The following is a 22,958-nucleotide window of genomic DNA, read 5'->3' as shown; positions in this document are numbered from 1 at the left end:
CCAACTGAATGCCTCTTTCTCGTCTCATCATTCAGCAGTTTCGAAACATTAAAGCCTGTGATATTGAGTTATCAGCAGGCTTTAACTTTCTTATCGGGCCGAACGGCAGCGGTAAAACCAGTGTCTTAGAAGCGGTTTATCTGCTCGGGCATGGCCGCTCATTCAAGAGCTCTCTCACCGGACGAGTGATACAAAATGAGTGTGACGAACTGTTTGTTCATGGTCGTTTTTTGAACTCGGATCAATTTGAGCTACCTATCGGCATTAATAAGCAGCGTGATGGCTCAACAGAGGTTAAAATAGGCGGTCAATCTGGACAAAAATTAGCGCAGTTGGCACAAGTTCTGCCTCTGCAGTTGATACACCCAGAAGGGTTTGATTTACTGACAGATGGCCCTAAACATCGTCGTGCGTTTATTGATTGGGGCGTGTTTCATACCGAGCCCGCTTTTTATCAAGCATGGGGAAGGTTCAAGCGCCTGAACAAGCAGCGCAACGCGTTGTTGAAAACCGCCAATAGTTATCGTGAGCTCAGTTATTGGGATCAGGAAATGGCAGGATTGGCTGAAAACATCAGCCAATGGCGAGCAAGTTACATCGAGCAGATGAAAACCGTCGCAGAAACTATCTGTCAGACATTTTTGCCAGAATTTGAGATCCAATTGAAGTATTATCGTGGCTGGGATAAAGACACTCCATACCACGAGATACTAGAAAAGAATTTTGAGCGTGATCAGGCATTGGGATACACCTTTAGTGGCCCAAACAAAGCTGATTTGCGCATTAAAGTGAACGGAACGCCCGTTGAAGATGTTCTGTCACGCGGTCAATTAAAACTCATGGTGTGTGCATTGCGTGTAGCGCAAGGGCAACACCTGACAGAGATGGCCGGTAAACAATGCATTTACCTAATTGATGACTTCGCGTCGGAATTAGATAGCCAACGTCGCAAGCGTCTTGCTGACTGCTTAAAAGAGACGGGCGCACAAGTATTTGTAAGCTCTATCACTGAAAGCCAAATCGCCGATATGTTGGACGATAACGGTAAATTGTTTCATGTGGAACATGGCAGGATAGAGTCAAACTAGAAGAGAGAAACTCATGTCTGAAAATTACGATTCATCGAGTATTAAGGTACTGAAGGGTCTGGATGCGGTACGTAAGCGTCCAGGAATGTACATCGGCGATACGGACGACGGCACCGGCCTTCACCACATGGTTTTCGAGGTGGTGGATAACTCAATTGATGAAGCGTTGGCAGGTCACTGTAAAGACATCGTTGTGACAATTCATGAGGATAACTCGGTTTCCGTTAGCGATGATGGTCGTGGCATTCCAACAGAAATCCACTCAGAGGAAAATGTCTCTGCAGCAGAAGTAATCATGACGGTTCTTCACGCGGGTGGTAAGTTCGACGATAACTCATACAAAGTATCGGGTGGTCTTCACGGGGTAGGTGTTTCAGTAGTAAACGCACTATCAGAGAAAGTTGAGCTAACGATTCATCGTGGTGGCCATATCCATACGCAAACCTACCGCCATGGTGAGCCTCAAGCGCCACTAGCCGTTGTGGGTGATACGGATAAAACCGGTACACAAATTCGTTTCTGGCCAAGTGCCGAGACGTTCTCTAACACTGAGTTCCACTATGACATTCTGGCGAAACGCCTGCGTGAACTGTCATTCCTGAACTCTGGTGTGTCGATCAAATTGGTTGATGAACGTGAAGCGGACAAACATGATCACTTCATGTATGAAGGTGGTATTCAAGCGTTCGTTGATCACCTAAACACCAACAAAACGCCAATCATCGAAAAAATCTTCCACTTTAACTCTGAGCGTGAAGACGGCATTTCAGTTGAAGTGGCGATGCAATGGAACGATGGTTTCCAAGAGAACATCTTCTGCTTTACCAACAATATCCCACAGCGTGATGGTGGTACTCACCTTGCTGGTTTCCGTGCTGCGCTAACACGTACATTGAACAGCTTTATGGATAAAGAAGGTTTCTCGAAGAAAGCGAAAACAGCGACTTCAGGCGACGATGCGCGTGAAGGTCTAACTGCGGTTGTTTCGGTGAAAGTGCCTGATCCTAAGTTCTCAAGCCAAACAAAAGACAAACTGGTTTCTTCTGAAGTGAAATCAGCTGTTGAGTCTGCAATGGGTGAAAAACTGTCTGAGTTCTTGATTGAGAACCCGACAGAAGCGAAGATGGTTTGTTCGAAAATCATCGATGCAGCACGTGCTCGTGAAGCAGCGCGTAAAGCTCGTGAAATGACGCGCCGTAAAGGTGCACTAGACCTAGCTGGCCTTCCAGGTAAACTTGCAGACTGTCAGGAAAAAGATCCGGCACTCTCTGAACTATACATAGTGGAGGGTGATTCGGCAGGCGGCTCCGCAAAACAAGGCCGTAACCGTAAGAACCAAGCAATCCTACCGCTAAAAGGTAAGATTCTTAACGTAGAAAAAGCACGTTTCGACAAGATGCTGTCTTCGCAAGAAGTAGCAACGCTGATCACAGCACTTGGTTGTGGTATCGGTCGTGACGAGTACAACCCGGACAAGCTGCGTTACCACAACATCATCATCATGACCGATGCCGATGTCGATGGTTCGCACATCCGTACGCTACTATTGACCTTCTTCTACCGTCAAATGCCAGAGCTTATCGAGCGTGGTTACGTGTACATCGCTCAGCCACCACTATACAAAGTGAAAAAAGGCAAACAAGAGCAGTACATCAAAGATGAAGAAGCGATGAACCAATACCAAGTATCATTGGCTCTGGATAATGCATCGCTACACGTAAACGCAGAAGCACCAGCATTGGCAGGTGAAGCACTAGAGAAGCTTGTTCAACAGTACAATGCGGGTATTAAACTGGCGGAACGTATGAGCCGTCGCTACCCAAGTGCTTTGGTAAACGAGTTGATTTACACTCCTCGCCTAACGCCAGAGCAATGCCATGACGCATCAGTTGTGGAAGCTTGGACGAAGCAGCTTATTGAACAGCTGAATGCGAAAGAAGTGGGTGCAAGCCAGTACAGCTACGAAGTTGAGCAGCACGAAGAGCTAGGCTTAAACTTGCCTAAGATTGTGGTTCGTACTCACGGCGTGACGCACGAACATGCAATTAGCATCGACTTCCTAAACTCGAAAGAGTACCGCAAGTTGGCTGATCTATCAGAAGCACTTGATGGACTTCTGGAAGAAGGCGCGTATATCAAACGTGGTGAGCGTACTATGCCAGTGGCAAACTTTGCAGAAGCGCTTGACTGGTTAGTGAAAGAGTCAATGCGTGGCTTAAGCCGTCAGCGCTACAAAGGTCTAGGTGAGATGAACCCAGACCAACTTTGGGAAACCACCATGGACCCAGAAACTCGTCGTATGATGCAGGTAACGATTGAAGATGCGGTAGGCGCAGATCAACTGTTCACTACGCTAATGGGTGACCAAGTAGAACCTCGTCGTAACTTCATCGAAGAGAACGCACTGAAAGTAGCGAACCTAGACGTATAACGACACTGTTCGTGATAGTAAAAAGCAGCGAGAAATCGCTGCTTTTTTTGTTGTACCACCAGCTAAAATCGCCACTTTCTGCTAAAGCGGATGTTTTTCTGGTACTAACTGCCAACAACCCGATCAAGCCTGCCATTTTATTTCTGTTTTCTTTTTTTCTCGCCATTTTGTTCGCTTGAGCGTTTTTGCTTTCTTTTTTCTGCTCGCTATAGTGCTGAAGAGCTGATGAATAAGGAGACTAAGAAAATGGTGATGACTTTCCTGAACTAAGCCGGAAGTGATGCACTTCCGGTTCAATGCACTGAATTTATTTGTAAGACAAGGCATTAAGAAGGAAATAATCATGTTTGAACGCTGGTTCTCAGCGTACTGCTTGGCGCTGCGAACTTGGTGGTTAACCAGTCGCTTTTTAACCTATCAATCACCACTAAGGTTGTTATCGCTATTTGAAATCTGCGAGCAACAAGCCCATTGCCGTAACCGAGCTCGTATTGCGGTTGGGGACACGGTTCGCTTAGTGGATGTTGAACGCGCCTATCAATATCGCATGACATTGGTCAGCTCGCGTAAGGGGCAACCCATGACAGGTATGCTCGCGGTCGATTCTTATTTGGGATCTCGACTGTTAGGTCGAGCTAAAAATGATGCGCTCGAAGTGGAAATTTTTAATCAGCGACGCTGCTTTGTGATTACTGAAATTGTTCATCAATCGCAGCCACCAGCTCAGAAAATGCTGTGTGGTTGTCTGTTGTGCCAATAAATAGAGGTGAAGTCATGAGTAAGAAAGAAAAGAAACAACCGCAGTTGAGTCTAAAAGAAAAGCGCAAACTAAAGCAGGAAAAGGCGGCAGAAAAGGACGTTGTAAAAGCGCGTAAATCCTCCCGCAAGTAAAGTGTAGATTGAGCCCCCCAGAACGGCGGGCTTTTTATCACTGATCGCGAAGTGATGAGGAACTAAGCTGTTCAAGGGGATAGTGGATGCTTTAAAAATTTTTTATTTTTTCACTTGAAAGTCATTTTTGACGACCTTATATCTAGTTGTGAAGAGGGTGACTGGCTTGCTAGAGACTAGAAGACCAGCCCTCTGAAATCGCTAAAACGAGATCGCTCAGAAGAGGATATGGCGTTTTAGCACACAACTTAAACCTTTAGATTCAATATCATGTCTCCGAGCCAAACCAAGGCCAGTGGAATGATAAGAATCTCTTAGTTCGGCGTTGGTTTTTGCATAAACACGCCAGTAGGATGAAACTCATCTGAACTAAGACTATTGCTTAATTAAGAGGATAGATTTATGCGTAATGTAGATTTCTCACCACTATACCGTAATGCAATTGGCTTTGATCGTCTGCTAAACCTGATGGAAGCGAATACAGCGAAAAATACTTCTGGCGGTTACCCTCCATACAACATTGAGCAAAAAGACGAGCACAACTACCGTATTACTATGGCCGTTGCTGGCTTTGCTGAAGAACAGCTCGATCTGACTCAAAACGAAAACATGTTGATTGTGAAGGGCGAACGTAAAGCAGAAGAAGGCAAAAACTACGTTTACCAAGGTATTGCAGAACGTGATTTTGAACGTAAATTCCAGCTAGCGGATTACGTAAAAGTCGTGGGTGCATCAATGGAAAACGGTCTGCTTCATATCGATTTAGTTCGTGAAATCCCTGAAGCCATGCAACCACGTAAGATTGCTATCGGTGGCAACAACCTGATTGAGAACAACTAATCAGTTAACCACCCGGTTATAGAATGAGAAAGAGCGCCATATGGGCGCTCTTTTTAGTTTGGGGGTTTTCAAATCCGCTATTTCAAAGCTGTAATTTCAAAGAGAAGAACGGCTGAGTTCAATCCGTCTATTTACCTTCGCGGTAAGCCTTTTCCACTTCTTCAGCGATAATCGCAATGCCTTTTTGCATCATCTCATCATCTTGAACGTAGTTCATACGCAGGCATTGGTGCGCGTGATCCCACTCGTCTTGCTGACCAATAAAGAAATATTCACCAGGGACAATCAATACGCCACGCGCTTTCAAGCGTTGGTACAGTTCCATTGTTGTGATTGGCAGTTCATCAAACCATAACCACAAGAAGATAGCGCCTTCCGGCTTGTGGATGCGGAATCGCTCATCGGTAATTGCTTGTTGGAGCAGTTCAACCGCTCGTTGTGATTTTTGCTTGTAGAACGGCTTAATCACCTCTGAACTCAGTTTAAGCAGATCACCTTTGCCAATTATATGGTTTGCCAGCGCTGGACCAACACTGCCCGGCGCTAGGCTGATGATGCCGTTCATATTGGTTAACGCTTGAGTGATTTCTTCACTCGCAATCACAATGCCACAACGCACGCCCGGTAAACCAAGCTTAGATAGGCTCATGCATAGGATGGTGTTTTCATTCCAGAACGGTTCGACATCTTCAAAGATGATGTTCGGGAAAGGTAGACCGTAGGCGTTATCGATGATCAGTGGGATGTTGTTCTCACGTGCTAGCTTGTCCAGCTTACGTACTTCTTCATCTGTCAGTACATTACCCGTTGGGTTAGTTGGGCGAGACGCGCAGATTGCCGCAACAGAGTCGTCGACGGCGAGTTGCTCAAAATCGACGTGGTATTTAAACAGGCCGTTATCTAACAGCTCGATTTCTGGGTGGTAAGAGATAAAGATATCTTCATCAATGCCAGCATCACCATAACCGATGTATTCAGGCGCGATAGGCAGTAGCACTTTCTTGTGCGAACCGTCTGGCTGTTTACCTGCCAACAAGTTGAACAAGTAGAAAAAGCCACTTTGGCTACCGTTAGTTAGGCTGATGTTTTTTTCGGAAATATCCCAGCCGTAAGTTTCACGGAATAACTGAGCTAGCGCTTTGACGAACGCGTCTTTACCCTGCGGGCCATCGTAGTTGGCGAGGGCGGCGACGAGCTCCCCACTGGCGAGCATTTCCTCACTGGCTTGGTGAAAGTAATCGAGCATGGCAGGAATGGCGGCAGGATTACCTCCACCGAGCATGATGGCACCTGGTGTGCGCAGACCATCATTCAAATCGTCCATTAACTGCGTAATACCTGAATACTGATTAAATTTTTCACCAAACTTTGAGAACTGCATGCTGACTTATACCTAATTCATTGTGATTGCTTTGTGTATGTTTATGCCGATGTTTTATCGGCTTATCGAGTAATCCTTGACCTTACCTCAATGTGTAATTAACGCAAAGTGTGAATTAAGCCGAGAAAGAAAAAAGTGCGTCATCAGACCAGAGGAACGAGACAAAAGGGCAAAAAGAACAATAAAAAAGGGAAGCTTATGCTTCCCTTGCTGGTGGAGAGAGTGTGATTTACTCACCGGTGTAAACAATCAGCACCTTGTCGTCTTGGTATTGGCGTTCAAACGCGTAGTAACCTTCTTGGTTGCGAGTGATGTGCTTACCTTGAGCTACCGCTGGGTGGCGTTTACGGAATTCGCCCAACTTTTGCCAATGTTGCAGTAGATCTTCTCGCTCGCCATGAATCTTATCCCATGGCATATCTGAGCGTGTGCCTTGGTGGGTGTCTGAACCAGTAATGCCAAAATCACGAGCTATCTCATCACCGTAATAGATCTGTACTGCACCGGGAGCCAGCATCAGTGCATTCGCGGCACGAGCTTGGTCATCAAAACTGCGGCTGCGAGCCGACCAAAACAGCTGTGTATCGTGTGAAGACAGATAGCTCAACACATTGAACTCAGGATCGGTATTGATGCGCTCTGCATAGCGGCGGTAATCATTATCAAGTTGAGCGAAACACTTCAGGGCTTTTGGTGCTACGTCAGATTGGAACTCGAAGTTGATGATGGAATCGAAGCCGTTATCGAAATACGGGCTCTTCACTACGCTGTGTGCCCACACTTCACCTGTCATCCAGAAAGGTAGGTCATCCAAGGCTTTGTCCGGGTTGTTTTGCTTCCACTGAGCAAGCGCCTGAGTGGTGCTGGTTTTCAACTCTGACCACGCTTCCATTTCTACGTGTTTAGCGGTGTCGACACGGAAGCCATCAATGCCATAGTCGCGCACCCAATCGGATAACCACGTAATGAGATGCTCACGCGGGGTTTGCAGCTCATCTTGCGCATTGGTGTCTTTATTGCGGAAGAAGTTTGGTAGTCCGGTTTTTTGAGTTGATTCGGTTTTGAGATCCGGTAGGTAGTTCAAAGACATGGTGATGTCGTTGTAGCCCGGAGCATCGTAGTCACCAATATCGGTGCGGATCCAATCTTTGCCCCACCATTTATCCCACGCTTCGCTATCACCGTATTTGATGTAATCGTTGAAGCTGTGCCAGCTTTGTCCTGATTTTGGCTGCCAGTCGGTCCATTTTTCACCGAGGACTTCTTTGGCTTCTTGGTCATCAAGGTAAAGCTGACCAAAGCCGAATTCCTGCATGTCTGCTAATGTCGCATAACCTGTGTGGTTCATGACTACATCCCAAATCACGCGGATGCCTTTCTTGTGGGCGGTATCGACGAAGGTTCTGAGTTCATCTTCGGTACCCATGTTGGCATCAAGCTTGGTCCAATCTTGGTGGTAATAGCCGTGGTAGCCGTAGTGCTTAAAGTCGCCTTTATCGCCGCCGCCAACCCAGCCGTGGATTTGTTCCAGTGGTGAAGTTATCCAGATAGCATTCACACCAAGTGATTCGATGTAATCGAGTTTTTTCGTTAGACCCGCTAAGTCACCACCGTGGAAGGTACCAATCTCATATTTTCCGTCTTTGCTGCGACCGTAGCTGTTGTCGTTGTCTGGGTTGCCATTGTAGAAGCGGTCGGTCATGACGAAGTACACCGTCGCATTGTCCCAACTGAACGGTTTGTCGGCTTGCTGTTCAACTTCTTCTAGCAGCAATAGACCTTGGCTCATAGGACCCGGTTGCATGGTGACGCTGCCATTGGCGACAGTGGTTTCTTGTCCGGTTAAGGCATCACGAACGACAGTGCCATCATTAAAGGTTTGAGCAACATTGATGGTTTTTGGCGTGTCAGTTGCGACAGGGCAAGAGTAGGTGATGTCCTGAGTCTGTTTTGGTTTGATTTTTACCGTCAGCTCGTTGATGGTTGGATTGAGCGTAAATTGATAGGTATTGGCTTTGAAGATGCGCAGCGGCATTTGTGCGTCAGTGGCGCAGTTATCCATTTTTAATGGACGATTGAATTTGATGCGATCTTCTTCTGCTAGGGCAAAGCTACTGCCACAGCTTTGCTTACTGTCGGCAATGGTAAAGGTGTAGCTGCCTTTTTCGAGTTTTTGCTCAGCGACAAGTAAGCCTTGTGAGTTTTCCTCAAAAACAACAGTGTCATCACCAACGCTTAGTACGATGGCATTTTCTGGAATCTGGCTGCAAGCGCTCAGTAGACCGATAGAGAGTGCGAGAATTGTTTTTTTCATTGTGTCCTTCCCCCGAATAAATAGTCCAGTTATAGCAAAACTGTGCCTCTACAATCCGAGCTCTACACCAACAAGTTAAACGCGTCTCACCCTACAAATTTTAGTCTTGTTCACAAAATGAATAATAAGCGTCACCTTCATCGGTTTGAAGGCAACAAAAAAGGGAAGCATCAGCTTCCCTTTTAGTTATTTCTTAATCACTTCGAAGAGTAATGAATTACTTTTGAAGCAAAGAAATGTCTGCGATCTGTAGGAACAGGTTACGCAGGTTGTTCAGTAGTGTCAGACGGTTCTTCTTAAGTGCTTCGTCGTCTGCCATTACCATTACGTTATCAAAGAACGCATCAACTGGTTCACGTAGGTCAGCTAGCTTGCTTAGGGCTTCTTGGTAGTTACCTGTAGCAAATGCTGGCTCTAGCGCTTCAGTCATTACTTCAACGCTTTCTGCTAGTGCTTTCTCTGCGTCTTCTTGTAGAAGTGCTAGGTCGATGTCTGCTGCTAGTTCGCCGTCGAATTTCGCTAGGATATTACCTACACGTTTGTTCGCTGCTGCTAGAGACTCTGCTGCTTCTAGTTCACGGAAGTGAGAAACCGCTTTAACTCGTTGGTCGAAGTCTGCTGGTTTCGTCGGACGACGAGCTAGAACCGCTTGAATGATGTCTACGCTGAAGCCTTCGTCTTGGTACCAAGCACGGAAACGACCAAGCATGAACTCGATAACGTCTTGCTCAACGTTGTCGTTGGTTAGGCGATCGCCAAACAGTGACTTCGCTTTCGCTACTAGGTCAACAAGATCTAGGTTGTAGCCGTATTCAACGATGATACGTAGTACACCTAGAGATGCGCGGCGTAGTGCGAATGGGTCGCTGCCTTTAGGCGCTTGACCAATACCGAAGATACCTACGATAGTGTCTAGCTTGTCTGCCATTGCAACTGCAGTTGAAACACCGTTAGATGGCAGTTCATCACCTGCGAAACGAGGCATGTATTGCTCGTTCAGTGCGACTGCAACTTCTTCTGCTTCACCGTCGTGGCGAGCATAGTGCATACCCATAACACCTTGAGTATCCGTGAATTCGAATACCATTGAGGTCATTAGGTCACATTTTGCTAGTAGACCAGCACGCTTTGATTTCTCAACGTCAGCACCGATTTGCTCAGCAATGTAGCCAGCAAGCTCTGTGATGCGGTCTGTTTTGTCTTTGATCGTACCCAGTTGCTTTTGGAAGATCGCTTGCTCTAGTTCAGGCAGACGGTCGATAAGCGGACGCTTACGGTCTGTGTTGAAGAAGAACTCTGCGTCAGCAAGACGAGGGCGAACTACTTTCTCGTTACCTTCGATTACGTAACGAGGCTCTTTTGATTCGATGTTCGATACGAAGATGAAGTTAGGTAGTAGCTTCTTGTTTTCGTCATAAACAGGGAAGTACTTCTGGTCACCTTTCATGGTGTAAACCAACGCTTCAGAAGGCACTTTTAGGAACTCTTCTTCGAACTTCGCTGTTAGTACTACTGGCCATTCAACCAGAGACGTTACTTCTTCTACTAAGTCATCTTCTAGGTCAGCGATACCGCCAACCGCTGCTGCCGCTTTTTGTGCGTCAGCGAGGATGATTGCTTTACGCGCTTCGTAATCTGCCATTACTTTACCGCGCTCTTCTAGGATCGCAGGGTATTGCTCAGCAGAATCGATAGTGAACTCTTGCTCACCCATGAAGCGGTGACCACGGATAGTGCGGTCAGAAGCAACACCAAGGATCTCGCCTTCGATTAGGTCGCTGCCCATTAGCATGGTTAGCGTCTTAACTGGACGGATAAATTGAGTCGTTTTGTTACCCCAGCGCATTGGTTTTGCGATAGGTAGGTTTGCTAGTGCTTTCGCTGCAAGTTCAACGACGATCTCAGACGTTGGCTGACCTTTCACTTCTTGTTTGAACAGTAGCCATTCACCTTTGTCTGTAACCATGCGCTCTGCTTGGTCAACCGTGATGCCACAACCGCGTGCCCAGCCTTGAGCCGCTTTTGTTGGGTTGCCTTCTGCGTCAAATGCTGCAGAAACCGCAGGACCACGTTTTTCAACAACTTTGTCAGACTGGCTGTCTGCTAGTGCAGCGACTTTAAGTGCAAGACGACGAGGCGCCGCGAACCATTTCACGCCTTCGTGAGCAAGCTCAGCGCCTTTTAGTTCTGCTTCGAAGTTTGCTGCGAATGCTTCAGCTAGAGTGCGAAGTTGCGTTGGTGGTAGCTCTTCTGTACCTAGCTCGATTAGAAATTCTTTTGCCATGTTACTCTACCCCTTACGCTTGTTCTTTCTTACACATTGGGAAGCCAAGAGCTTCACGCGATGCGTAGTATGCTTCTGCAACTGCTTTCGTCAGGTTGCGGATGCGTAGGATGTAACGTTGGCGTTCAGTTACTGAGATCGCTTTACGCGCGTCTAGTAGGTTGAATGCGTGACCAGCTTTTAGAATGCGCTCGTAAGCAGGTAGTGGCAGTGGCTTTTCAAGCTCAAGCAGCTCTTTACACTCTTTCTCACACTGTTCGAAGAAACCAAATAGGAAATCAACGTCTGCGTGCTCGAAGTTGTAAGTTGATTGCTCTACTTCGTTTTGGTGGAAGATGTCACCGTAAGTCACTTTGCTGCCGTCTGGCGCGATGTTCCAAACTAGGTCGTAAACAGAGTCTACTTCTTGGATGTACATTGCTAGACGTTCGATACCGTAAGTGATCTCACCAGTTACTGGCTTACACTCAAGACCACCAACTTGCTGGAAGTAAGTAAACTGAGTCACTTCCATGCCGTTTAGCCAAACTTCCCAGCCCAGACCCCATGCGCCTAGTGTTGGGTTTTCCCAGTTGTCTTCTACGAAACGGATGTCGTGTACAAGAGGGTCAATACCAAGAACTTCAAGGGAGCCAAGGTACAACTCTTGAATATTGTCAGGCGATGGTTTTAGCGCTACTTGGAATTGGTAGTAGTGCTGAAGACGGTTAGGGTTTTCACCGTAACGGCCATCAGTAGGACGACGTGAAGGTTGTACGTAAGCTGTCGACATTGGCTCTGGGCCAAGCGCTCGTAGACAGGTCATTGGGTGAGAGGTACCCGCACCCACTTCCATATCTAGCGGTTGAACAATGGTACAACCATTTTGAGCCCAATAATCCTGCAGCGCGAGGATCATTCCCTGGAAGGTTTTGATATCGTATTTTTGCATAAGTCAGGTTCGCGCGATTCTCTTGTTACTCGTTAATTCGTCATCTATGCCGAGTTTTTCAACTCTAACAACGGCGATAAAGAGTAATTACGGTTGAATAAATTAACAATCTAGTATAACCAGATATTGAGCATGGGAGTAGAGCTAATCTTGATTAATTCGTGGGCGATTTTCTCCTTTAATGAATTTTTACCGCGTTATCTGCTGTATTTTTCCTAAAAGGGAGTTTTTGCCTGCTTTGGCTCTTGAGAAGCGCAACAAAGGTGGCTAGAATTGCGCCTGTCTTTGGGGAGTAGCTTACCTGATGAAGTTTCTGTTTCATCTGGTTCGTCCGTCAACATAATTGGTGCAAAATCACCATGGCGTTCGAGACTTGAAGCCTTTCAAGTTTAGCAAGACCTTAGACAAATCATCACGAACCGGGGTAGGGGCGTGAGGTTTGTCTTCGGTTAAAAATAATAATCCCTGCCCCAATGAGCATGTCGTGAGCGTTTTAGCTATTTCAATTACTACTGTAGCGTTAGCAGAAATTGGCGATAAGACCCAATTGCTATCTCTATTACTCGCAAGTCGTTACCGAAAACCAATCCCAATTATTGCAGCAATCTTTTTGGCAACTATTGCCAACCACGCTTTGGCTGCATGGTTAGGTGTGGTTGTCGCAGACTATCTATCACCTGAGATTTTAAAGTGGGTGCTGGTGGTCAGTTTTGTCGCGATGGCGGCTTGGGTTCTGATCCCGGACAAACTGGATGATGACGAACAGATTTCTAATCGAGGCCCATTTATTGCCAGCTTTATCGCGTTCTTCGTTGCGGAGATAGGCGATAAAACTCAGATCGCCACTTCCATCTTAGGGGCGCAATACGCGGATGCGTTAAGTTTGGTGATTATCGGTACCACAATCGGTATGCTGCTGGCGAATGTTCCTGTGGTCCTGATTGGTAAATTGTCGGCCGACAAGATGCCTTTAGGGCTGATCCGTAAAATCACCGCATTTTTGTTTATTGCTCTGGCAATAGGGGCTGCACTGTTCTGATTTTTTGCACGTGAAATGATGTGAGTTATCAATCATTAGTGGCGTGCTGCGCGAGTTCAAACTCTGACTCTAAATCGTTCCGTTGCGTGACGGATGACATATAAGTGTCATACTTGTCATGGTAGTTTAATGGTGTGAATGATAGCGAGAGGGCAAGTTTATGCTTACACGTTACATGGGGATGTCCCCGAAGAGTCAGAGTTATTTATTCACTTTTGGTTTAGCGCTGTGTTTACTAGCGATGGTGCTAACTGATATGTGGTTACCGATTGTAGCAGGATCGTTCGTTCTTACTGGATTGACAGTAGAAGCGTGGATTCGTGTCGCTCACATCATTCCTATGCATGAAGAGATGCGGGCAATGAAGAAACAACTTAACAAGCTCCAATCAGAAGTTCGCACACTCGAATACGATGAATAAACAAACGGCAGCCAATATTGGCTGCCGTTTTTAGTTCGACCAGATTATTCCAATCCTTTCTTGATCAGGTACTGATACGGAACTTGCTCCGTTTGTGCCGCAACTAATTGGTGGTCCATAAAGAGGCAGAAACTCGGAATGTCTCGAGTTGTGGATGGATCGTCTGCTTTGACCAGCAAAATCTCACCATCTTGCATGTTGCGAATTGTCTTCCTGACCATCATCACTGGCTCTGGGCAGCGCAGTCCTTCCGCCTCTAATGTCTTGTTTGCCAGTTCAGGATTAAAGCTCATAGTGTGATTCTCGTAACTAACTGAGCGTTGAATTTTACTTTCGTTGAAAAAATATTCAATAACCACTTGGCAAACCGAATTTTTTGTTTTACCTTAAATTAACAATTTGGTAACAACTGGCAAGGGAGAGGCAATGTTAACAGCGTTAGACAGACTTACGATTTACTCAGTGCTGTGTTTTATCTCGTTTTGTGCATTGGTACTCAGGACGCCAGCTGACACCTCTTTGACGCCTCTAGTAGGCATGGTTGCCACTATTATTGGGATTTGGATCGAGATGCGCAGATGGTCTGGCGCATCTGAGCAAGAAAATTAGCGCTTCTTGCTTGGATCAGAATGCTTTTAATAACGCTCACCTATTTTTTACCGACACTTCATTCCGACACTATCCCCATTTTTCTTGGGCTTCCCCGCTGAAAGGCGGGATTTTTTTTGCCTAAAGAGTACAATTTACCCAAACACATACAAAATAAGTGGCTAATTCGTGGAACTGGAAGACATCTATCGCCGAGATTTAAATTTACTGGTTGCGTTGCGAGTACTGATAGAAGAAAACAGTGTCAGTAAGGCGGCAACACGTCTGAACTTGAGTCAATCGGCAATGAGTCGTGTGCTTGGTCGTCTACGTGACTTGTTGGGAGACCCGCTGTTTACTCGTCAGGGACAGCATTTGATCCCAACTCAGAAAGCGTTAGAGATCGATCGCTCATTGGGCGAGCCATTAGAGTCTTTACGTCAGTTGTTATCTCCGGTTGAGTTTGACCCATTGCAATGCGTACAGACTTTCAACATCGTGACCACCGACTATGCCATGCAAACGATCTTACCGTTCGCTTTGCCGAGAATTTACCAAGAAGCGCCAAACGTGTCTTTCAACTTCTTACCACTGCAACACGACCGTTTATCAGATCAGCTCACTTATGAAGGTGCAGACTTAGCGATTTGTCGCCCGACAGGCCCGGTGGAGCCTCTACGCAGTGAAGTGTTGGGGCGAGTGGGGGTGCTGTGTATGCTTTCAAAACAGCATCCATTAGCGGATAAAGAAATGAGCTTGGATGATTATCTGAGTCATCCACATGCCATGATCGCCATCAGTGATGGTGTTAAGGCACTGATCGAACAAGCTTTGATGGAGAAACCTAAGCGTAAAATGGTTCTGCGGGCGTACCATTTAGAAGCCGCATTGGCGATCATGGATACCTTGCCAATTATCATCACAGTGCCAGCGGACTTGGCGTATCTGGTTGCCGAGCGTTATGACTTGGTGGTGAAACCGTTACCATTCCAATTCACGCCGTTTGAATACTCGATGATTTGGCATGCGCGTTGCGAGCATTCTCCCGCTCAAGAATGGTTAAGAACGATTGTGCGTGAAGAGTGTAGCCGTCTGATAGCTAAACGTATCGAAGATATGGGACTGAACTGCTAACAAAAAAGAGCCAGCAATGCCGGCTCTTCGTCTGTTTACACTGAGTCAGTGTTTATAGCTTGATAACCACACGACCCGTTACTTGACCGTTGGTGATGTCTTCTGCATATTTCGGTGCTTCAGCAAGAGCAACTTCAGTACACGCTTGCTCGAAGTAGCTGTCTGGTAGTAGCTCGACCAGCTTTTCCCATGCAGCGATACGTTTCTCTGTTGGGCACATTACTGAGTCCACACCTTGTAGGCGAACATTACGTAGGATGAACGGCATCACTGTGGTTGGTAGATCAAAACCACCTGCAAGACCACAAGCTGCAACTGCACTGTTGTAATCCATTTGCGCCAATACTTTAGCCAGTACTTTGCTGCCTACAGTATCAACCGCACCTGCCCATACTTGCTTTTCAAGTGGACGTGCTGGTTCTTCAAATTCAGTACGGTCGATGATGCGGCTAGCACCTAGTTTTTCAAGTAGCGGGCCATTTTTTTCTACACGACCTGTCACTGCAGCAACTTTGTAGCCAAGCTGTGCTAGAAGCGTTACTGCGACTGAGCCTACACCGCCACTTGCGCCAGTTACAAGGATTTCACCATTTTCAGGTTTGATGCCTGCATCAAGCAGTGCTTGAACACATAGCATGCCTGTGAAACCAGCAGTACCAACCATCATTGCTTTCTTGCTGTCTAGACCTTTTGGTAGTGGTACTAGCCAATCTGCTTTTAGACGAGCACGCTGAGACATACCACCCCAGTGGTTTTCACCCACGCCCCAGCCAGTAAGGACAACTTTGTCACCAGCTTGGTAGCGGTCGTCTTCTGAGCTTACTACCGTACCTGCTAGGTCAATACCTGGCACCATCGGGAAGTTACGGATGATTTTACCTTTACCTGTGATCGCAAGACCGTCTTTGTAGTTTAACGATGAGTAATCAACGTCAATCAGAACGTCGCCTTCAGGCAGTTGTGTTTCATCGATTTGCTCGATGTTAGCGATAGTACGTTTGTCTTCTTGATTTAGAACTAGAGCATTAAACATAAGGTTCTCCGATTGTGCGGTAGCATGACTCTGGGTCACATGCAGCAAGATATCAACTGGTCTAAGTGTATGTCTTCTTTGTCTATGAATAAAATGAAACTTGAGCATTTAATGTATGCTCTTCATGCATGTTTGATGTAAAATAAAAAGGGCGACATCAATTGTCGCCCTTAAGTGTAATACTAAAAATTTTAGTACTAGTTCATTTGCTTATGATTGTTGGCTCGATCACTACAACAACGTTTTGAACTGTTATGGTCGTTCAAATACTGTCGCAATGCCCTGACCCAAACCGATACACATGGTGGCCAGACCGTATTTCGCGTCTTTCGCTTCCATTAGGTTGATCAACGTTGTTGAGATACGTGAACCAGAACAGCCTAGTGGATGACCCAATGCTATCGCACCACCGTTAAGGTTGACCTTCTCATCCATAACATCAAGTAGGCCTAAGTCTTTAGCACACGGCAGAGACTGCGCGGCAAATGCTTCGTTTAGCTCAACCACATCCATGTCTTCAATTGAAAGACCGGCACGCTTGAGCGCTTTTTTCGTCGCAGGTACAGGACCGTAACCCATAATAGAAGGATCGCAGCCCGCAATGGCCATGCCTTTAATACGTGCACGAATCTTCAAACCAAGCTCATTGGCTTTCTCTTCACTCATGATCAACATCGCTGATGCACCATCGGACAGCGCCGATGAAGTACCGGCTGTTACTGTACCGTTTGCTGGGTCGAACACTGGGCGAAGTTGAGATAGACCTTCAACGGATGTTTCAGGGCGAATCACTTCGTCGTAATCCAGAGTGAACAGTGTGCCGTCTGCTGCGTGGCCTTCAATTGGTAGAATTTCATTTTTAAAACGACCCTCTACGGTTGCTGCGTGCGCACGAGCGTGAGAGCGAGCGGCAAAATCGTCTTGTTGCTCACGGCTAATACCATGTAATTTACCAAGCATTTCAGCCGTTAAGCCCATCATGCCCGCAGCTTTTGCTACGTTCTTTGACATACCTGGGTGAAAGTCTACACCGTGGTTCATTGGCACATGCCCCATGTGCTCAACACCACCAATTAGGCAGATTTCAGCATCGCCAGTCATGATGGCACGTGTACCATCGTGAAGCGCTTGCATGGATGAACCACACAAGCGGTTCACCGTCACGGCGCCAATTTCAATCGGCAGGCCCGCGAGTAGCGCGGCATTACGTGCAACGTTAAAGCCTTGCTCTAGTGTTTGCTGTACACAGCCCCAGTAGATGTCTTCAATCTCGCTTGGGTTCACTTGTGGGTTACGCGCAAGAATGCCTTTCATTAGGCGCGCAGATAGATCTTCTGCTCGTGTATGACGGAAAGCACCACCTTTAGAGCGACCCATTGGAGTACGTAGACAATCGACTACGACAACATTTCTTGTTTGATTAGTCATTTTAGAATCCCTCCTTAGATAGAACCTTGCTGTTGTGCACCGTAAAAGCTTTCACCTTTCGCCGCCATATCAATCAGCATTTGCGGTACTTGGTACATCGCACCTAGCTCGGCGTGTTGTTTTGCCATTTCAACGTATTCAGCAATACCCACGCTGTCTAGATAGCGGAATACGCCACCGCGGAATGGAGGGAAACCAAGACCATAAACCAACGCCATATCTGCTTCCTGCGGAGTCGCGATGATGCCTTCTTGTAGGCACAGCACCACTTCGTTGATCATTGGAATCATCATACGTTGAATGATGGTCTGATCGTCAAAGTCCTGCTTATCGGCACAAACGTCAGCAAGTACCGGTAAGATCGCTTCGGAGAAGGTTTTCTTCGGCTTACCTTTTTTATCTATGGTGTAGCTGTAGAAGCCATTACCATTTTTCTGACCATATTTGTCTGCTTCGAACAGTGCATCAATCGCATCACGACCTTGTTTACCCATACGCTCAGGGAAACCGTCAGCCATCACAGCTTGTGCGTGGTGCGCGGTATCAATGCCGACTACGTCAAGCAAGTACGCCGGTCCCATCGGCCAGCCAAACTTATGCTCCATGACTTTGTCGATTTTCGTAAAGTCAGCACCATCACGAAGTAGCATGCTGAAGCCGCCAAAGTATGGGAACAATACGCGGTTAACGAAGAACCCTGGGCAGTCATTAACGACAATTGGTGATTTGCCCATTTTCGCAGCATACGCCACAACACGATTGATGGTTTCATCAGAGGTGTGCTCACCACGGATGATCTCAACAAGAGGCATACGATGCACTGGGTTGAAGAAGTGCATACCACAGAAGTTTTCTGGGCGTTTTAGTGATTTTGCCAATAGGTTGATAGGAATCGTCGAGGTGTTTGAGGTGATAACGGTGTCGTCACCGACATGGGACTCAACTTCACTCAAAACTGCTGCTTTTACTTTCGGGTTTTCAACGACAGCTTCAACAATCACATCAGAGTTTTCAATACCTGCGTAATGTAAGCTCGGTGTGATTGACGCTAAAATACCCGCCATCTTAAAGCCATCAATGCGACCGCGAGATAAGCGTTTATTCAGCAGCTTAGATGCTTCAGTCATGCCTAGGTCGAGCGATGCTTGCGCGATGTCTTTCATTAAGACTGGCACACCTTTTAGCGCTGATTGGTAAGCAATGCCGCCACCCATGATACCTGCACCTAATACGGCTGCACGTTGCGTGTCTTTACTTGCTGACTTCGCTGCTTTTTTCGCAATGCCTTTGATGTATTGATCATTAAGGAATAGGCCAACGAGTGATTTTGCTTCTTCCGATTTAGCCAATTTCACGAAGTGCTTACGTTCAATGTCTAACGCTTCATTACGTGCAAAGCGAGCACCTTCTTCAATCGTGATAACGGCTGTCATTGGGGCAGGGTAGTGAGGACCTGCTTTTTGTGCCACCAGACCCTTCGCCATGGTGAAGCTCATCATTGATTCAAGCTTACTCAGCGTTAGAGGCGATGTTTTCTGTGCTCGGCGTGCTTGCCAGTCAAGTTTCTCATTAATTGCAGAGTTAAGAGTTTGTAGTGCTGATTCGTATAAAGCATCAGTCTCTACAACAGCATCGAGTAAGCCAATTTTCAATGCTTCATCAGCTCGGCATGCTTTACCTTGGGTGATGATTTCCATTGCGCTGTCTGCGCCAATAACGCGAGGTAAGCGTACACAACCACCAAAGCCCGGCATGATTCCCAGTTTCGTTTCTGGTAGGCCGATGCTGGTGGTTTTGTCACCAATACGCATGTCTGTTGCTAGCACACATTCACAACCGCCACCAAGAGCGTGGCCTTTGATCACTGAGATGGTCGGAACGGGTAAGTCTTCTAATTTGTTAAAGATGCTATTAGCAAATTGCAGCCATTGGTCGAGCTCGGCATCCGTTTTAGCAAACAGACCTAAAAACTCGGTAATGTCTGCGCCTACAATGAATGCGTCTTTATCTGAAGTGAGCAACAACCCCTTGAGGCCTTGATGGGCAATGAGCGCATCAAGAGCTTTATCTAGCGATTCTAATGTCGCTAGGTCGAGTTTGTTGACGGATTTTGGAGAGCAGAAGCTTAGCTCTGCAATACCATCTTGTATTTCCTTTACCTGTAGGGTTTCGGCTTGGTAAATCATTGTCTATCTCCATGACATACAATCGTGGATTGTCTGTATACCTATTTCAACGACGCCGTGTACCTCGGCAAATAGGTATCGAGGAAGTCGTTTTATTTTTGTTCTGGTTTGACCAGTAAAGTTAGTTTGGATCGTGGATTGTCTAATTTCAATACATTTTTTAAACAAGTGTTTAACATTGTGCGCTGTGGCAGATCTTATGCGACGGGTAAATCACACTCGTGATAGACTTCAGGCAAATAGACATGAATCCATAATCCTATGAATGACAAGCCTTATCTGATCCCAGCAGAGCCCGCTCAATTTGAAGAAGAAATTAAAAAGAGCGTCTTCATTACTTATTTGGCACACACGCCAAGTATCGAAGCTGCAAAAGCATTTGTTGATCAAATCAAAGCTAAACACGCTGATGCCAGACATAACTGTTGGGGCTTTGTTGCTGGTCGCCCGGAAGATTCAATGAAATGGGGCTTTAGTGATGATGGGGAGCCGTCCGGAACAGCAGGCAAACCAATCCTGGCGCAGCTGTCTGGATCTGGGGTGGGGGAGATCACGGCTGTGGTCACGCGATACTCTGGTGGAATCAAGTTAGGTACAGGCGGCTTGGTTAAAGCGTATGGGGGTGGGGTTCAACAAGCGCTCAAGCTGCTTCAAACTATTGAGAAAAAAATAACCACAAAGCTCAGACTAACGTTAGACTATGGGTTTATGCCGATCGCACAGTCAATCATGCCGCAATTTGGTGCAATAGAAGTCGAGGCTGAATACAGCGATCAGGTGGTATTAGTGGTGGAAATTGAGCTTCGAGAAGTGAGCGCGTTTACCCAAGCAATCATCAATAAAAGCGGGGCAAAGGCAATTGTCACTCCGCTAGACGGACAATAATGAAAAACAGGAAGCAACAGGGACAGCTTCGCTAGTCAATTTATCCATGCAATTTCGTTCAATTATTCGAATCGTCGGGCTACTGCTCGCACTCTTTAGTGTCACTATGCTTGCGCCAGCACTCGTTGCGCTGATCTATCGAGATGGTGCTGGTGTGCCTTTTGTCACGACATTTTTTGTTCTGCTGTTTTGTGGGGCCGTTTGTTGGTACCCAAACCGCAGGTATAAGCACGAGCTTAAAGCTCGAGATGGCTTTCTTATTGTCGTCTTATTCTGGACAGTACTTGGCAGTGCAGGCTCGATCCCCTTTCTCATTGCTGACAACCCGAACGTCTCAGTGACAGATGCGTTTTTTGAATCGTTTTCTGCTCTCACGACGACCGGGGCGACCGTTATTGTTGGTTTGGATGAGTTACCTAAAGCGATTCTATTCTATCGACAGTTACTGCAGTGGTTCGGCGGTATGGGAATCATCGTATTAGCGGTGGCGATTTTGCCAGTACTTGGCATTGGTGGTATGCAGCTTTACCGCGCCGAGATCCCAGGTCCAGTCAAGGACACTAAAGTGACGCCGCGCATAGCAGAAACTGCTAAGGCGCTTTGGTACATCTATTTGAGCCTGACTATCGCCTGTGCTTCGGCTTTTTGGTTAGCTGGTATGACGCCATTTGACGCCATCAGTCACAGCTTTTCAACCATTGCCATTGGTGGCTTCTCTACCCACGATGCCAGCATCGGATACTTTGATAGTTACGCGATTAATCTTATTACCGTGGTTTTTCTGCTTATATCTGCATGTAACTACACACTGCACTTTGCTGCATTTGCATCAGGTGGCGTACATCCCAAGTATTACTGGAAAGATCCTGAGTTTCGTGCCTTCTTGTTCATTCAAGTGCTGCTATTTATCATTTGCTTTCTATTATTACTGAAACATCACTCTTACACATCGACATACGATGCTTTCGATCAGGCTCTGTTCCAAACCGTATCAATATCCACAACAGCGGGCTTTACGACAACAGGTTTTGCGGATTGGCCGCTCTTCTTACCTGTGCTGTTATTGTTCTCTTCCTTTATAGGTGGTTGTGCTGGTTCAACAGGCGGCGGCATGAAAGTGATCCGTATCCTGCTTCTTACCTTACAAGGTGCGCGTGAACTAAAACGTTTAGTCCATCCACGCGCGGTTTACACCATCAAAGTAGGTGGCAGTGCCCTACCGCAACGTGTTGTCGATGCGGTTTGGGGTTTCTTCTCCGCATACGCATTGGTATTTGTGGTTTGTATGTTGGGGTTGATTGCAACAGGAATGGATGAGCTCAGTGCGTTCTCTGCGGTGGCTGCGACTCTGAACAACCTCGGTCCTGGCTTGGGAGAAGTGGCGCTTCACTTTGGTGATGTTAACGACAAAGCAAAATGGGTATTAATAGTTTCTATGCTGTTTGGTCGTTTGGAAATCTTTACCTTACTTATTCTACTTACGCCGACGTTTTGGCGTAGCTAAGGGGAAATCGTGGCAAAAGCATTATTTCTATACTCTTCCCGCGAAGGGCAGACTAAAAAAATTCTCCACTATATAGATGAACAACTTCCAGACTTCGATTGTGATCTGGTGGATTTACATAATGTCGAGACGATTGACTTCAGCCAATACGACAGAGTATTGATAGGCGCCTCTATTCGCTATGGCCATCTTAATAAAAAGCTATACCAGTTTATTGAGCGAAACCTCAATCAATTGGAGCAAAATAAAGTGGCATTTTTCTGCGTAAACCTAACCGCTCGTAAAGAGGACCAAGGAAAGGATACACCTGAAGGTAGTGCCTACATTCACAAGTTCCTAATTAAGTCGCCTTGGAAACCAACGCTAATAGGTGTTTTTGCTGGTGCACTTTATTACCCACGTTACAGCTGGTTCGACAGAACTATGATTAGGTTCATTATGTCGATGACGGGTGGCGAAACTGATACGACCAAAGAGGTGGAGTACACCAATTGGGAAAAAGTGGCTCTTTTCGCAGATAAATTCAGAGAACTGTAGAAATAACGTGCTCTTTTGACCGCTTTTGATGCAAATTTATCCG

At 46.5% G+C, this 22,958-nt stretch carries 19 protein-coding genes; 11 read left to right on the top strand and 8 right to left on the bottom strand.

What is annotated here, in order from left to right:
* Nucleotides 1–8: 8 nt before the first annotated feature.
* The 4 genes from recF (at nt 9) to R7E38_RS19170 (ending at nt 5,250) form a co-directional block, all read left to right on the top strand.
* Complete coding sequence (gene recF / locus R7E38_RS19185; RefSeq protein WP_005378839.1) at nt 9–1,088, top strand: DNA replication/repair protein RecF; 1,080 nt, start codon at nt 9–11, stop codon at nt 1,086–1,088.
* Nucleotides 1,089–1,101: 13 nt separating this feature from the next.
* On the top strand, nt 1,102–3,519 hold the full coding sequence (gene gyrB, locus R7E38_RS19180; protein WP_042523897.1) for a DNA topoisomerase (ATP-hydrolyzing) subunit B: 2,418 nt from the start codon (nt 1,102–1,104) through the stop codon (nt 3,517–3,519).
* A gap of 343 nt (nt 3,520–3,862) precedes the next feature.
* Nucleotides 3,863–4,279 carry a GreA/GreB family elongation factor gene (locus tag R7E38_RS19175; protein WP_017635594.1) on the top strand — a complete coding sequence of 139 codons (417 nt, stop codon included), beginning with the start codon at nt 3,863–3,865 and terminating at the stop codon, nt 4,277–4,279.
* A gap of 533 nt (nt 4,280–4,812) precedes the next feature.
* On the top strand, nt 4,813–5,250 hold the full coding sequence (locus R7E38_RS19170) for an Hsp20 family protein (protein WP_005378857.1): 438 nt from the start codon (nt 4,813–4,815) through the stop codon (nt 5,248–5,250).
* A gap of 127 nt (nt 5,251–5,377) precedes the next feature.
* Here R7E38_RS19170 and R7E38_RS19165 read toward each other — a convergent pair whose 3' ends face one another.
* The 4 genes from R7E38_RS19165 to glyQ form a co-directional block, all read right to left on the bottom strand.
* Nucleotides 5,378–6,631, bottom strand: a complete 1,254-nt coding sequence (locus R7E38_RS19165) for a valine--pyruvate transaminase (RefSeq protein ID WP_017635592.1) — start codon at nt 6,629–6,631, stop codon at nt 5,378–5,380.
* 229 nt (nt 6,632–6,860) lie between these two features.
* A complete protein-coding gene (locus R7E38_RS19160) occupies nt 6,861–8,945 on the bottom strand; it encodes an alpha-amylase (protein WP_226084087.1) in 2,085 nt (694 codons plus the stop codon).
* Between the two features lie 217 nt (nt 8,946–9,162).
* On the bottom strand, nt 9,163–11,229 hold the full coding sequence (glyS, locus tag R7E38_RS19155) for a glycine--tRNA ligase subunit beta (RefSeq protein ID WP_005378875.1): 2,067 nt from the start codon (nt 11,227–11,229) through the stop codon (nt 9,163–9,165).
* Between the two features lie 13 nt (nt 11,230–11,242).
* Nucleotides 11,243–12,160, bottom strand: a complete 918-nt coding sequence (gene glyQ / locus R7E38_RS19150; protein ID WP_005451074.1) for a glycine--tRNA ligase subunit alpha — start codon at nt 12,158–12,160, stop codon at nt 11,243–11,245.
* 484 nt (nt 12,161–12,644) lie between these two features.
* Here glyQ and R7E38_RS19145 point away from each other — a divergent pair, with 484 nt between their 5' ends.
* Nucleotides 12,645–13,199, top strand: coding sequence for a TMEM165/GDT1 family protein (locus R7E38_RS19145; protein WP_005378877.1), 555 nt, complete (start codon nt 12,645–12,647; stop codon nt 13,197–13,199).
* A gap of 160 nt (nt 13,200–13,359) precedes the next feature.
* A complete protein-coding gene (locus tag R7E38_RS19140; protein WP_005378878.1) occupies nt 13,360–13,620 on the top strand; it encodes a hypothetical protein in 261 nt (86 codons plus the stop codon).
* Nucleotides 13,621–13,664: 44 nt separating this feature from the next.
* Here the strand turns inward: R7E38_RS19140 and tusA are convergent, their stop codons facing one another.
* Nucleotides 13,665–13,913, bottom strand: coding sequence for a sulfurtransferase TusA (gene tusA, locus R7E38_RS19135; RefSeq protein ID WP_226084088.1), 249 nt, complete (start codon nt 13,911–13,913; stop codon nt 13,665–13,667).
* 133 nt (nt 13,914–14,046) lie between these two features.
* On the opposite strand from tusA, the gene R7E38_RS19130 reads away from it, so the two are divergent.
* Both R7E38_RS19130 and R7E38_RS19125 read left to right on the top strand, forming a co-directional pair.
* The gene (locus R7E38_RS19130) at nt 14,047–14,229 is read left to right on the top strand and encodes a hypothetical protein (RefSeq protein ID WP_005378880.1); all 183 of its coding nucleotides are present in this window, start codon (nt 14,047–14,049) and stop codon (nt 14,227–14,229) included.
* Between the two features lie 168 nt (nt 14,230–14,397).
* Nucleotides 14,398–15,342: a LysR family transcriptional regulator gene (locus R7E38_RS19125; RefSeq protein WP_005378881.1), complete on the top strand. Its 945-nt coding sequence runs from the start codon at nt 14,398–14,400 to the stop codon at nt 15,340–15,342.
* 52 nt (nt 15,343–15,394) lie between these two features.
* Here the strand turns inward: R7E38_RS19125 and R7E38_RS19120 are convergent, their stop codons facing one another.
* The 3 genes from R7E38_RS19120 to fadB form a co-directional block, all read right to left on the bottom strand.
* Entirely contained in the window at nt 15,395–16,375 is a 981-nt protein-coding gene (locus R7E38_RS19120) for an MDR family oxidoreductase (protein ID WP_005378882.1), read from the bottom strand.
* Between the two features lie 252 nt (nt 16,376–16,627).
* Nucleotides 16,628–17,803, bottom strand: a complete 1,176-nt coding sequence (gene fadA / locus R7E38_RS19115; protein WP_186584583.1) for an acetyl-CoA C-acyltransferase FadA — start codon at nt 17,801–17,803, stop codon at nt 16,628–16,630.
* 14 nt (nt 17,804–17,817) lie between these two features.
* Nucleotides 17,818–19,989, bottom strand: a complete 2,172-nt coding sequence (fadB, locus tag R7E38_RS19110; RefSeq protein WP_318081982.1) for a fatty acid oxidation complex subunit alpha FadB — start codon at nt 19,987–19,989, stop codon at nt 17,818–17,820.
* A 261-nt stretch (nt 19,990–20,250) separates the two neighbouring features.
* Here fadB and R7E38_RS19105 point away from each other — a divergent pair, with 261 nt between their 5' ends.
* From R7E38_RS19105 to hemG, 3 genes are read left to right on the top strand one after another with little or no spacing between them, the layout of a single operon-like run.
* A complete protein-coding gene (locus R7E38_RS19105) occupies nt 20,251–20,874 on the top strand; it encodes a YigZ family protein (RefSeq protein ID WP_005378891.1) in 624 nt (207 codons plus the stop codon).
* 46 nt (nt 20,875–20,920) lie between these two features.
* On the top strand, nt 20,921–22,378 hold the full coding sequence (locus R7E38_RS19100) for a TrkH family potassium uptake protein (RefSeq protein WP_005378893.1): 1,458 nt from the start codon (nt 20,921–20,923) through the stop codon (nt 22,376–22,378).
* A gap of 9 nt (nt 22,379–22,387) precedes the next feature.
* The gene (gene hemG / locus R7E38_RS19095; RefSeq protein WP_170890914.1) at nt 22,388–22,915 is read left to right on the top strand and encodes a menaquinone-dependent protoporphyrinogen IX dehydrogenase; all 528 of its coding nucleotides are present in this window, start codon (nt 22,388–22,390) and stop codon (nt 22,913–22,915) included.
* The last annotated feature ends 43 nt before the right edge of the window (nt 22,916–22,958 follow it).

The sequence above is a fragment of the Vibrio sp. Vb2131 genome, from assembly GCF_033338535.1.
GTDB classification, from domain to species: domain Bacteria; phylum Pseudomonadota; class Gammaproteobacteria; order Enterobacterales; family Vibrionaceae; genus Vibrio; species Vibrio alginolyticus.
Note: the sequence above shows the minus strand (reverse complement) of the source record. Positions and strands in the feature narration are given on the sequence as shown.